Source organism: Pseudomonas sp. SDO52101_S400 (assembly GCF_054071635.1).
In genome coordinates this window covers 128,417-140,733 of sequence record NZ_JBSVWF010000008.1, presented here as the reverse complement: position 1 = coordinate 140,733, position 12,317 = coordinate 128,417, and the positions used below count along the sequence as shown (strand labels likewise).

The window sequence follows — 12,317 nt, the reverse complement described above, 5'->3', positions numbered from 1 at the left end:
GGAAAGCGAAATGACTGACAAGCCTGGTTACCGCCGCCCGCAGGAAGGCACCCAGCCGCCGTACCTGCACCCGAATTATCAATCCACCAATCTGCGCTCGCCGTCCAAGCCATTGGTGTTTCTGCCGCATTCGTTGTCGGAAATCACCGGTCCGACCATCGGTGCCGAGCGTGTTGCTGACACCGACAACGATCTGACTGCCCAGCATCAGGGTGAACCCCTCGGTGAGCGGATCATCATTCACGGCCGTGTGCTCGATGAAGACGGTCTGCCGGTACCGGGGATTCTGGTGGAAATCTGGCAGGCCAACGCCGCCGGCCGCTACAACCACGCCCGCGACCTGCACGATGCACCGCTGGACCCGAATTTCACCGGCACCGGCCGCACCGTGACCGACGCCGACGGTTGGTATCAGTTCCAGACCATCAAGCCCGGCGCCTATCCGTGGGGCAACCACCACAACGCCTGGCGCCCGGCGCACGTGCATTTCTCGCTGTTCGGGCCGAGCATCCTGACGCGTCTGGTCACGCAGATGTATTTCCCGGGCGACCCGCTGCTGCCCTACGACCCGATCTACAACTGCGTGCCGGACACCTCGGCCAAGGAACGCCTGATCGCCGCTTTCGATCTGGAAAAAACCATTCCGTCCTACGCCCTCGCTTATCGCTGGGACATCGTGTTGCGCGGCCGTGAAGCCACGCCGATGGAGAAATAAGATGACCCTGACTGCGACCACGTCCCACACCGTCGGGCCGTATTACCACATCGGCCTGACCTGGCTGAACCGTGAAAACCTCGCCAACGAACTGACCCTCGGCCAGCGCGTGGCAATCACCGGCCAAGTGGTGGACGGCAACGGCGACGTCGTCAACGACGCCATGCTCGAAGTCTGGCAGGCCAACGCCGCCGGCAAATACGATCACCCGGAAGATGAGCAGGCCAAACCGCTGGACCCGAATTTCGAAGGTTTCGGCCGGGTGCCGGTGGATGCCGAAGGGCGCTTCCGTTTCACTACGATCAAACCGGGCACGGTCGAAGGCCTGAAAGGCTCGACCCAGGCGCCGCACTTGGTGGTGCTGGTGTTTGCTCGCGGTCTGGTGAAGCACTTGCTGACGCGGATTTACTTCGAAGGCGATCCTGCGAACGTCAATGATCCACTGCTCGAATGCGTACCGGCCGAGCGCCGCACCACGTTGCTGGCGAAACCGGATGCTTCGGGTGTTTATCAGTGGAATGTGATCCTGCAGGGCACTGATGCGGAAACCGTGTTCTTCGATTACTAAAGGCATCACACATCCCCTGTGGGAGCGGGCTTGCTCGCGAAGAGGGTGTTTCAGTCGACAGTGATGTTGGCTGATCCAACGCTTTCGCGAGCAAGCCCGCTCCCACAGGGATTTGCGGCGCTTGAGTATCTGTGGAACGGGACTGTTGCGAAGTATGTCTAGACTCTCACTGTCCCCATCGAGTGAAAAACAATGACAACCATCACATCCCATTACACCGGCGAGGAACGCAGCAAGCGCATCTTCGCTATCGTCGGCGCCTCGTCCGGCAATCTGGTCGAATGGTTCGACTTCTATGTCTACGCCTTTTGCGCGATCTACTTCGCCCCGGCGTTTTTTCCTTCCGACAACCCAACGGTGCAACTGGTCAACACGGCCGGAGTGTTCGCTGCCGGGTTCCTGATGCGCCCGATTGGCGGCTGGATCTTCGGACGTCTGGCAGACAAGAAGGGCCGCAAGACATCGATGATGATTTCGGTGCTGATGATGTGTTTCGGCTCCTTGCTCATCGCCTGTCTGCCGACCTACAACAGCATCGGCGTCTGGGCGCCGCTCCTGCTGTTGTTCGCGCGCCTGCTGCAAGGCTTGTCGGTGGGGGGCGAGTACGGCACCACCGCCACTTACATGAGTGAAGTCGCGCTCAAGGGCCAGCGCGGGTTCTTCGCCTCGTTCCAGTACGTGACCCTGATCGGCGGGCAACTGCTGGCGGTGCTGCTGGTGGTGATCCTGCAACAGTTCCTCACGGAAGACGACCTGCGTGCCTACGGCTGGCGAATTCCGTTTGTGGTCGGTGCGGCGGCGGCGCTGATTTCGCTGTTCCTGCGCCGTTCGCTGAAAGAAACCGCCAGCAAGGAAATGCGCGAGAACAAGGACGCCGGCAGCATCCGTGCGCTGTTCCGCGATCACAAGGCGGCGTTCATCACTGTCCTCGGCTACACCGCAGGCGGTTCGCTGATTTTCTACACCTTCACGACCTATATGCAGAAGTACCTGGTGAACACCGCCGGCATGCACGCAAAGACCGCCAGCTACATCATGACCGGCGCGCTCTTCCTTTATATGTGCATGCAGCCGCTGTTCGGCATGCTCGCCGACAAGATCGGCCGGCGTAACTCGATGCTCTGGTTCGGAGCCCTCGGCACGTTGTTTACCGTGCCGATTCTGTTGAGCCTGAAAAGTATCAGCAGCCCGGTCCTGGCCTTCGTGCTGATTACCGTGGCACTGGCGATCGTCAGCTTCTACACCTCGATCAGTGGCCTGGTGAAAGCCGAGATGTTCCCGCCGGAAGTCCGCGCCCTTGGCGTCGGCCTGGCCTACGCGGTGGCCAACGCGATCTTTGGCGGTTCGGCGGAGTATGTAGCTCTGAGCCTCAAGGCCGGTGGTATGGAGAATGCCTTCTACTGGTACGTCACGGTGATGATGGCAGTGGCGTTCCTGTTCAGTCTGCGCCTGCCGAAACAGGCTGCGTATCTGCACCACGATCTCTAAACCGATGTGCGCGGGCCGCGATGGCCCGCGCCGGCAAGGACTGTTTATGACTCAGCGACCGGGCAATCAATTGTTCGATGCCTACTTCACTGCCCGCGAAATGCGCGAGGTGTTCTGCGATCAGGGCCGGGTGCAGGCGATGCTCGACTTCGAAGCCGCACTGGCCCGGGCCGAAGCGAGAATCGGGGTGATTCCGGCGAGTGCTGTGGCATCCATCGAGAATGCCTGCCGCGCCGAGCTGTTTGATTTCGCGGCGTTGGGCGACGCCATCGCTACGGCGGGCAATTCGGCGATTCCGCTGGTCAAGGCGTTGGGCAAGCGGATTGCCGCAACCGATGTCGAGGCCGAGCGTTATGTGCATCTGGGCGCCACGAGCCAGGACGTGATGGATTCCGGGCTGGTGCTGCAATTGCGTCAGGCGCTGGTACTGATTGAAGATGAGTTGGCGCAATTGGCCGACGCCCTCGCCATTCAGGCGCAGCGCCATGCCGCCACACCGCTGGCGGGAAGAACCTGGCTGCAACATGCGACGCCGGTGACCCTCGGCATGAAAATCGCCGGTTGGCTCGGCGCCGTGACCCGCAGCCGCCAGCGTCTGCGGGAGCTAAAGCCACGGCTGTTGGTGCTGCAATTCGGCGGCGCTTCGGGCACCCTCGCGGCGCTCGGCGAACAGGCATTGCCGATCGCACGGGCACTCGCCGAAGAACTGAATCTGGCCCTGCCGGAACAACCGTGGCACACCCAGCGCGATCGCATTGTCGAGTTCGGCGCCGTGCTTGGCTTGATCGCCGGCAGCCTCGGCAAATTCGGCCGCGACATCAGCCTGTTGATGCAGACCGAAGCGGCGGAAGTGTTCGAGCCGTCGGCGCCGGGCAAGGGCGGTTCCTCGACCATGCCGCACAAGCGCAATCCGGTGGGGGCAGCGGTGTTGATCGGCACAGCGACCCGCGTGCCGGGTCTGGTCTCGACGCTGTTCAGCGCCATGCCCCAGGAACACGAGCGCAGCCTCGGCCTGTGGCACGCCGAATGGGAAACCCTGCCGGAAATCTGCTGCCTGGTGTCGGGTGCGCTGCAACAGGCACGGCTGCTGGCCGACGGTCTGGAAGTCGATGCCGCGCGCATGGCCCGCAACCTGGAATTGACCCAAGGCCTGGTGCTGGCCGAGGCGGTGAGCATCGTGCTCGCGCAACGGGTCGGCCGTGACACCGCGCATCATCTGCTCGAACAATGTTGCAAACGGGCGGTGGCCGAACAACGCCATCTGCGGGCGGTACTCGGCGACGAGCCGCAAGTGACGGCCGAACTGAGCGCAACCGAACTGGATCATCTGCTCGATCCCGCCCATTACCTCGGTCAGGCGAAGGTCTGGGTCGAGCGTGCGGTGGCCGAACACAACGCATTGTCTGACTGAAAGGAGAGGGCTGTGGCTTTCGTACAACTCGCCGATGGCGAACTGCATTACTCATTGGAAGGCCCGGTCGATGCGCCAGTGCTGGTGCTGTCGAACTCGCTGGGCACCGACCTTCACATGTGGGACGCCCAGATGCCGGCATTCACCCAGCACTTTCGCGTGCTGCGCTTCGACACCCGTGGTCACGGGCAGTCGCTGGTGACACCGGGGCCATACAGCATCGAGCAACTGGGCCGTGACGTGTTGGCGCTGCTGGATGCGCTGCACATCGAGCGTGCGCATTTCTGTGGTCTGTCGATGGGCGGCTTGATCGGCCAATGGCTGGGGATCAATGCCGGCCAGCGTCTGAACAAACTGATCGTCTGCAATACGGCGGCGAAAATCGGCGATCCGTCGGTGTGGAACCCGCGCATCGAAACCGTGCTGCGCGACGGCCCGGCGGCGATGGTCGCGTTGCGCGATGCGTCGATTGCCCGTTGGTTTACCCCGGACTTCTCGGCGGCCAATCCGGCAGCGGCCAAGCAGATTACCGACATGCTGGCCGCGACCAATCCTGAAGGTTACGCCGCCAATTGTGCGGCGGTGCGCGATGCGGATTTCCGTGAGCAACTTGCATCGATCAAGGTGCCGCTGCTGGTGATCGCCGGTACCGAAGATGCGGTGACGCCACCATCCGGCGGGCATTTCATTCAGGAACATGTGCGCGGCGCCGAGTACGCCGAGTTTTATGCGGCGCACCTTTCCAACGTTCAGGCCGGCGACGCGTTCAGCGACCGTGTGCTGACATTCCTGCTGGCCGCTTGAGGGGATTTCCGTGGACGAGAAACAACGTTACGACGACGGCATGCAAGTGCGCCGCGCGGTCCTTGGCGATGCCCATGTCGATCGCAGCCTGACCACGCTGACCGAGTTCAATTCGGAATTCCAGGAGATGATTACCCGCCACGCCTGGGGCGACATCTGGACCCGCCCGGGGCTGCCGCGCCACACCCGCAGCCTGATCACCATCGCCATGCTGATCGGCATGAACCGCGAGGGTGAACTCAAGTTGCACCTGCGCGCAGCGGCCAACAACGGCGTGAGTCGTGGCGAGATCAAGGAAGTGATCATGCAGAGTGCGATCTACTGCGGGATTCCGGCGGCGAATGCGACGTTCCATCTGGCCGAGTCGGTGTGGGATGAGCTGGGTGTCGAATCCCGGGATTGATGGTGCCTGAGCGGACGCCATCGCTAGCAGGCTAGCTCCCACAGTGATGAAATGCGGTCTATTGTGGGAGCTAGCCTGCTAGCGATGGCGGTATTTGCCGCGCCGGTTCAAACCCTGGCAACAATGAATATCCGCTTGAACGGAAACAGCGTATGCCCGTTTTCCTCCTGCGGATAATGCGCATGCACCTGCCTCAGGTAGTGATAAAGGAAGCGCGCCTGTTCCTCCGGCTTCAGCCCCTGCATCACCGGCCGCAGCGCCGACACTTTCACCCAGTCATAAATTGGCGACTTGCCGTCGACCACCTGCAACTGCTCGGTTTCCCAGATATCCAGCGAAGTGGTCAGCGGCGCGAGCAAACGGTAGTAATCCTCCAGCGACAGCAACGGTCGCGCCGCCATGCGTTGGCGCAGTTGTGGGCTGCCCAGCGGTTTGCCCCCGGGGCCGGCATCTTCGAGGGTATCGAGCATCAGGCGATACCAAAGTGCATCGCGCCAGTCCGGCATGTGCGCGGCCAGGCATCCGCCGGGGTGGAGCTGGCCAAGCAGGTGCGGCAGCAATCGCGCGTGACCGTCGATGAAGTGCAGCACGGCGGCCGCCAGCAGCAGGTCCGCCGGTTGCTCCGGTTGCCAGTCGAGCAGATCGCATTGTTGCCATGACGCTTTGATCGGCAGACAGCGGGCTTCATCGAGCATTTTTTCTGAGCTGTCGATACCCGTGAGCTGCGCACGGGGCCAGCGTTCTGCCAACAATTGCGTGGCGATGCCGGTGCCGCAGCCGAGGTCATAAATATGCTGGGGGTTGTGCAGTTCGACGCGGTCGAGCAATTCATTGACCGGGCGTTGCCTGAGACGGGAAAACTGCTGGTACGCCTTGGCATCCCAGTCGGGAGCCGAGTTGAGTCGGGTGATCATGAGGTGGTCCTCCAGTGATCAGCAGTGTCTTCCGATGACAGCCTGGCTCGAGTCTTGGGGACCAACATCAACAGATAACGGAAGCGGGAAGGGTGGAGCGCCTGAGTCCTTCAGGTGCTCCCACTTTACTGGACGGCTGGCGACGTGCCATGAATCCTGACGGGTGGCACCGCGACCTAGAGCAGGCTGATCGGGTAGCTGATGATCAAGCGGTTCTCGTCGAACTCGTTGTTGCTGAAGTCGCGGCGCATGGTCGAGTTGCGCCACCGCACGTTCAGGTTCTTGAGCGTGCCGCTCTGCACGGTGTAGCCCAGTTCCGATTCGCGGCCCCATTCCTTGCCGTCGGTGATGGTGCCGGTGTGCACGTTGTCGCCGCTGATGTAGCGGTTCATCAGGGTCAGGCCGGGAACGCCGAGGGCGGCGAAGTTGTAGTCGTGGCGCAGTTGCCAGGAACGCTCCTGGGCGTTGTCATAGCTTGAGTTGTAGCTGTCGTTGGCGAGGGTGCCGCCGCTGGTGCCGTTGACTCGCATCCAGGCGCTGTCGCCAGTGAGTTTTTGCAGGCCGACATAGAAGGTGTTGCCGCCGTATCGGGCGGAGAACATCCCCGACCAGGTCTTGTTGTCGAGCTCGCCGGCCCGGGCGCTGCCGTCATCCTTGCCGTAGAAGAAACCTAGGTTGGCGCCGAGAGTCCAGTCGCCGAGTGGCTGGCTGTGGATCAGGTTGACGTATTGCTGGCGGTAGATGTCCTTGAGTTCGGCGTTCCACAGGCCGATCTGGGTACGCTTGTCATTGAACGCGTATTCGCCGCCCTGAAAGTTGAAGCGGTCGGAGGTGAACGCCGCTTTGCCGAACATCGACATGTCGCTCATGCTGCTGTCGTCACGCGGGCTGTTGGCGCGGAACTGGCCGCCGTACAGGGTCAGACCGTCGATTTCTTTCGAGGTGATTTGGCCGCCGCGAAAGGTCTGCGGCAGCGAGCGACCGTCATCCGAACGCAGTATCGGCAACACCGGCATCCACTCGCCGACCTTGATTTCGGTCTGTGACAGCTTGGCCTTGAACGCCACGTTGGTGCGGCCAAAGCTGTCCGCCGGGCGACCGTCATGGTCCAGCGGCAGCGCCTGCGTGCCGCCGGTGCCTTTGCCGCCATCGAGCTTCACTGAGTACAACCCCAGCACATCCATGCCGAACCCGACGGTGCCCTGGGTGAAACCGGACTTGGCGTCGAGGATGAAGTTCTGCGTCCACTCTTCAGCCTTGCCCTGGGCCTTGGTCGGGTTGGTGAAGTTGCGGTTGATGTAGAAGTTGCGCAGGTTCAGGTCGGCCTTCGCTCCTTCAATGAAACCCGATTCTTCAGCGGCTGCGGGCAAAGCTGCGCCGGCCAATGCGAGGGCGATCAGGCCGGGTAATGCGCAAGGTGTAATGGAGCGTGTCATGGGCTCGGGTCTCTCTAATTATTTGGGATGCAGCAGCTCGTAGCCGCAACCAGGGGTTGCAGACAAAAAAACTTACTTGATGAAACGAGGGGGCGGGATCAGCCCGAGCGGGGAGGACGCGTGGTCATGAGGGTGAACCTGTTTTTATTGATTTTGTGGGTGCAGGCAATGGTGAGGGGGATCGGCACGGGGATTCAATCGGGGCAAACAGGGTTTTGTGCGATTATCGAACGCTATTCGGTGATGGTCTTATGTTCTGTCCACCCCGCATTCTTAATGAAATCCCGTGTTTATGTTTCGTATTAACGAGCTGTTCTGGCTGCGTTCTATTAATGACGATTGAGGATGTGCTTATTTCTTTAGTTGTAGGAAATTACCTACGGCAATAGTTGTAATAAAAGACTTTTCAATCATCGCGGATTCAACTTGATAATTGGCATTATCGCTTATCGTGAAAAGGTTTAACGGGAAGCAGAGTTGTAACTGGCAAAGGAAACAGGCATTGCTATATTCAAAATTCTCGAAAGGGGCAGGGAGGTTAATTGTCACTCTCGAGAGGACTAATTATTGATGACAAGGAGAGATAACATGCCTGCAAAAGTGAATCAGGAACGTCTCGCGACGGTGGTGGGTCGTGCCCTTATTGATAAGGACTTTGCGGAACAGTTGCACAAGGATGCTGAGGGCGCGGCCAAGGGCATTGGTGTGCATTTGAGCGCAACCGAACTGAGCGCCGTCAAGAATATTGATGTGGCAAAACTGGGCACCGCGGGGGCGGGTATTCGCGACAAACTGGGAACGGCTGCGATCTTTGACCAGCAACAACAGATTCAGGCACGGATGGATTAATGCCCGGTGGGCTGTTTGGCGTGTCATGGAGCGGCGATCCGGTTCTGTGCACGCCAAATGGCTCGATTGCAAAGCGCTTGCACAGGGAGTGAGCGACGTATGTCAGTCACCTTGATTCCCATGGACGACGCGGACTTTTTGACGTTCACCGAAAGGGCGGTGGATGAGTACGCCCAGGGCATGGTTGCCTCGGGAGAGTGGAGTCAGGCAGAGGCTTCGCACCGATCCGCCAAGGCTTTCGCGCAGTTGCTGGACCAGGGGCGGCTGACTGAAAACCATCAGCTCTGGGTGATCCGGGACAGCCAGCGACGCATCGGTGAATTGTGGATCGCTCGACGGCACGTTGGCACGAAGCCGATTGCCTTCATTCTGGATATCTACATCGAACCCGGCGAGCGTCGTCAGGGGCATGCCCGGCAATCGATGCTGGCCGCCGAAACCTGGGCGCGTCAGAACGACTGCGAGGAAATGCGTCTGCATGTGTTTGGTCGCAACCTGCCGGCTCGTGGTCTTTATGAACAATTGGGCTATGACATCGCCAGTCTGACCATGGCGAAACCATTGCCGCCTGCCTGAAAGGATGGTTGAAAAATGGATATTGGAAGCCACGGCGAATTTGATTCGACAGTTGAAGATCTGTTTAAAGGAAACACATTTCTTGCAGATGCCAGACATTCCAGGTTTGAAATGTTACTTGAGCATGTCAGTCGCAATCGATTTACGACGTTCATGGTTTTATATGCCGAGTTATTCAAGTTGTTTTCCGGGGAGTCGCGGTTTTCGGTGTTTTTCGATCAGGCGGTGGAACTTGTATTGCTGCCACCCCGTGAACAGGCTTCGATTATCAATGACCCGGTTTTTCAGATATGGACCGGGCAGGCTTTTCGATTAACCAATCACTTTCTGGTCGGCAAATCAGAGAGTACTGCTGAACTGGAAAAGACATTGCTTGAATTTCCCGACATGCTCGACCGGGTCAAGACCCGGAGAAAGTCGGGCGCGGATCAGAACGATCCGCCGGTCTACCGGTTCGACGCCGACCCGCTGATCATGCAGGCCACGCCGCCCAGTTATGAATTCCCGGAAGACGAGGCGACCCGCAAGCGTCTGGAGCGCGGCGGTGTTTCCAGTCGGTTCTTTGCTGACGTGGTGAAGATTGCCCTGCTGCGGATCGAGCACACCTGGCCGGCCTGCCGTGAACAGATGAAGTCTTTGATCAAGTCGATTTGCTTCCTGCCGGACGGTTCCTTTCGCAGTTGTTCGGCTTCGCGCTACACCGGCGTCATCCTTCTGGCGAGCCGGGACGACTCGATCCTCGATCTTGAGGAGTCTCTGGTGCATGAGGCGACTCATCAGTTGCTTTATCACGTCGTCGAGGTGTCGGCGGTCGTCGATCCTGATGCTTCGCAGGAGGCGTCATTCAGCTTGCCGTGGTCGGGCCAGAAGCGTGACCTGTATGGCTACTTTCATGCGTTTTACGTGTACATCGCGCTGGTCAAGTACATGGAACGGGTGCGGTCGCGTTCCGACGAGGAATTGCAGCGGGCGCAGAACCGCCTGCTGTTCATTCTGCGGGGGCTGATCCGGGCCTTGCCGGACCTTCAAGGCAGTGAGGATTTCACGCCCCACGGGCGCCAGTTGCTGGAAAACCTTGCCGCCGAGGTGCGGGCCATGGAGAGCAAATACGCCGGGCGGCTGGCCGCTGCGGCGCCATTGACCACGACGCCGCCGGTATTGGGTGCAACGGCCTGAGCCCGGGAGGCAATCATGACGATGTTCGATGCTTCGCGGTTTCCCGAGGCCGGGGTAGGGCTGGAGTATCACTTGCCCCGGCACCGGGTTGCGGATCATGCAGTCGATCCGGCCCTCGAACGGATCCTCGCCGAAGGTCTGCCGTATTTCGATTACCTGGAGTTTCAGCCGACCCACAGCATCCTCGAGCCGCGACTGCTCGAAGTCGGGGAGCAGACGCCCAGTCTGCTGCATTCTTCCAGCCTGTCTCTCGGCAGTGTGGGGATCGCAATGGATCGCGAGTTTCTGCAGATGACCCGACGGCTGTGCGACAGAACCCGATCACCCTGGCTGGCCGAGCACATTTCCTGGTCGCGGTTTCATGGCGGCGACACGCAACACTTCATTTTGCCGACCCTGGCTGCGGAAGTGGCCGACACGGTGGTCGCCAACGCCCTGGAGCTGCAGGCGCTGACTGCGACGCCGCTGGTGCTGGAAAACGCGCCACGTCTGTTTTCATTGGCTGACTCCCTCGAGCAGTCGGAAGGCGAATTCATTTCAAGCGTGGTGCAGCGCAGCGGTGCGGGGTTTCTGCTGGATCTGGACAGCGCCATCACCACCGCCAAAGCGCTGGGTTACGACTTCAAGGATTATCTGCGTTCGTTGCCGCTGGATCGGTTGATTGAAATCCACACCGGGCATCCGCGTCGGGATTGGGACCTGTTGACGCAGCTGTTTGCGGTGTCCCCGGTCAGGGCGGTGACGCTGGAATGGGACATCGCCGACAGGGCCGACGATGCGCAACTGGAGGTCCTGATTCGCGACATCAAGCGTCTCAAGCCCAGGGATATGTTCTGGCAGGGCCGCGAGCCGCCGCCAGCGCCGGACACTCAGGCCCTCGAGCCCGGCTCGTTGCTCAAACTCAGGGACAACGTGTGGTTCAGTGTCGGGTCTTCATCCTTTGTGCTGCGGGATCGGCAGTCGGGCCTGAGTCTGGATTTCTGCCTGACGTTGCTGCCGCTGTTGAACCACTTCATGACCCCGCATTCGCTTGAGAGTGCGCTGATGCTGCCGGGCGTTCTGAATAGCCCGGAGCAGGGCAGTCATCTGGCTTTTTTGCAGGCGCTGGTGAGTCACGGGATTGTGCAGTCTGTCGCAGGTCCACCGGACAGAGCGCACAGGCAACCGCTCAAGCTCTGGTCCCGCTGGGAAGCGGCGCTGGAGTTTTACCTCAGCACTCGCACCGGTTTGCAGACGCCCTACGTCAGCGTCGTCGAGCTTGAGGCCGAGCTTGAACAGAAAGCCTCGCAGCAGCGTCAGCCGTCATCCTTCAAGGACTATCACTCTCACCCCTTCATTGCCCTGGAAAACCCGTTGATGGTGCCCGGCGAGACACTCGCCGAAAAGAGGCTGCTGGATTCGCTGTGCGCCCGGCGTACGTCTCGGGCGTTCAGCGGCAGGCCGTTGACCCCGACGCAATTGTCTCTGCTGCTCTATTACACCTGGGGCGTGACGGCGATGGAGCCGAACGGCATGGGCGACTATTTTCTGAAGAAAACTTCGCCCTCCGGCGGCTCGCTGCAAGCCACCGAGGTGTACGCGGTTCTGATGAATGTGCAGGGTTTCGAGCGGGGGCTTTACCACTACTCTGTGCGCCGTCACGGACTGGAATTGTTGTCACGAGAGGATCCTCGGGCCTGGATCAGCGAGGCCAGCGGCGGACAGCCCTGGGTTAAGGATGCTGCCGCGGTGTTCGTATCCACCGCGCGGGTCGAACGGTTGGCCTGGAAGTACGAGTTCAGCCGTGCACTGCGGGTGGCGCTGATGGATGCCGGGCACCTGAGCCAGACATTTTCCCTGGTGGCTACCGCGCTGAACCTCGGGTGTTTCACCACGGCGGCTCTGCGCGATGAAATGTTCGAAAACCGCCTGGGGCTCGATTATCTGGAAGAACCGGTGTTCCTGCTCAACGGTGTCGGTGGCTGAAGGCATTGTGCA

The 12,317-nt window shown here is 60.3% G+C and carries 12 protein-coding genes; 10 read left to right on the top strand and 2 right to left on the bottom strand.

The genetic code is table 11. From position 1 onward, the window contains the following. Nucleotides 1-10: 10 nt before the first annotated feature. The 6 genes from pcaH to pcaC all read left to right on the top strand — a co-directional run bounded on the left by pcaH (nucleotide 11) and on the right by pcaC (nucleotide 5,389). On the top strand, nucleotides 11-715 hold the full coding sequence (gene pcaH / locus ACW9HX_RS06370; RefSeq protein WP_007957831.1) for a protocatechuate 3,4-dioxygenase subunit beta: 705 nt from the start codon (nucleotides 11-13) through the stop codon (nucleotides 713-715). Between the two features lies 1 nt (nucleotide 716). Then, nucleotides 717-1,283, top strand: coding sequence for a protocatechuate 3,4-dioxygenase subunit alpha (gene pcaG, locus ACW9HX_RS06365; protein ID WP_457379914.1), 567 nt, complete (start codon nucleotides 717-719; stop codon nucleotides 1,281-1,283). Nucleotides 1,284-1,475: 192 nt separating this feature from the next. After that, on the top strand, nucleotides 1,476-2,771 hold the full coding sequence (locus ACW9HX_RS06360; RefSeq protein WP_457379913.1) for an MFS family transporter: 1,296 nt from the start codon (nucleotides 1,476-1,478) through the stop codon (nucleotides 2,769-2,771). A gap of 46 nt (nucleotides 2,772-2,817) precedes the next feature. Next, a complete protein-coding gene (locus ACW9HX_RS06355; protein ID WP_457379912.1) occupies nucleotides 2,818-4,182 on the top strand; it encodes a 3-carboxy-cis,cis-muconate cycloisomerase in 1,365 nt (454 codons plus the stop codon). A gap of 12 nt (nucleotides 4,183-4,194) precedes the next feature. Further along, a complete protein-coding gene (gene pcaD / locus ACW9HX_RS06350; RefSeq protein WP_457379911.1) occupies nucleotides 4,195-4,986 on the top strand; it encodes a 3-oxoadipate enol-lactonase in 792 nt (263 codons plus the stop codon). Nucleotides 4,987-4,996: 10 nt separating this feature from the next. Next, nucleotides 4,997-5,389 carry a 4-carboxymuconolactone decarboxylase gene (pcaC, locus tag ACW9HX_RS06345; protein ID WP_007957838.1) on the top strand — a complete coding sequence of 131 codons (393 nt, stop codon included), beginning with the start codon at nucleotides 4,997-4,999 and terminating at the stop codon, nucleotides 5,387-5,389. A gap of 107 nt (nucleotides 5,390-5,496) precedes the next feature. Here pcaC and ACW9HX_RS06340 read toward each other — a convergent pair whose 3' ends face one another. Beyond that, nucleotides 5,497-6,303 (bottom strand): methyltransferase domain-containing protein, encoded by an 807-nt coding sequence (locus tag ACW9HX_RS06340; protein WP_457379910.1) that lies wholly within the window; start codon nucleotides 6,301-6,303, stop codon nucleotides 5,497-5,499. Between the two features lie 176 nt (nucleotides 6,304-6,479). Beyond that, on the bottom strand, nucleotides 6,480-7,739 hold the full coding sequence (locus ACW9HX_RS06335; RefSeq protein ID WP_457379909.1) for an OprD family porin: 1,260 nt from the start codon (nucleotides 7,737-7,739) through the stop codon (nucleotides 6,480-6,482). Between the two features lie 588 nt (nucleotides 7,740-8,327). On the opposite strand from ACW9HX_RS06335, the gene ACW9HX_RS06330 reads away from it, so the two are divergent. From ACW9HX_RS06330 to ACW9HX_RS06315, 4 genes are all read left to right on the top strand, one after another. Further along, entirely contained in the window at nucleotides 8,328-8,588 is a 261-nt protein-coding gene (locus ACW9HX_RS06330) for an Os1348 family RiPP precursor (protein ID WP_096819482.1), read from the top strand. A 99-nt stretch (nucleotides 8,589-8,687) separates the two neighbouring features. After that, the gene (locus ACW9HX_RS06325) at nucleotides 8,688-9,164 is read left to right on the top strand and encodes a GNAT family N-acetyltransferase (protein ID WP_457379908.1); all 477 of its coding nucleotides are present in this window, start codon (nucleotides 8,688-8,690) and stop codon (nucleotides 9,162-9,164) included. A 15-nt stretch (nucleotides 9,165-9,179) separates the two neighbouring features. Beyond that, nucleotides 9,180-10,340 carry an aKG-HExxH-type peptide beta-hydroxylase gene (locus tag ACW9HX_RS06320; protein ID WP_457379907.1) on the top strand — a complete coding sequence of 387 codons (1,161 nt, stop codon included), beginning with the start codon at nucleotides 9,180-9,182 and terminating at the stop codon, nucleotides 10,338-10,340. 15 nt (nucleotides 10,341-10,355) lie between these two features. Then, on the top strand, nucleotides 10,356-12,305 hold the full coding sequence (locus ACW9HX_RS06315; RefSeq protein WP_457379906.1) for a multinuclear nonheme iron-dependent oxidase: 1,950 nt from the start codon (nucleotides 10,356-10,358) through the stop codon (nucleotides 12,303-12,305). Nucleotides 12,306-12,317 lie beyond the last annotated feature (12 nt).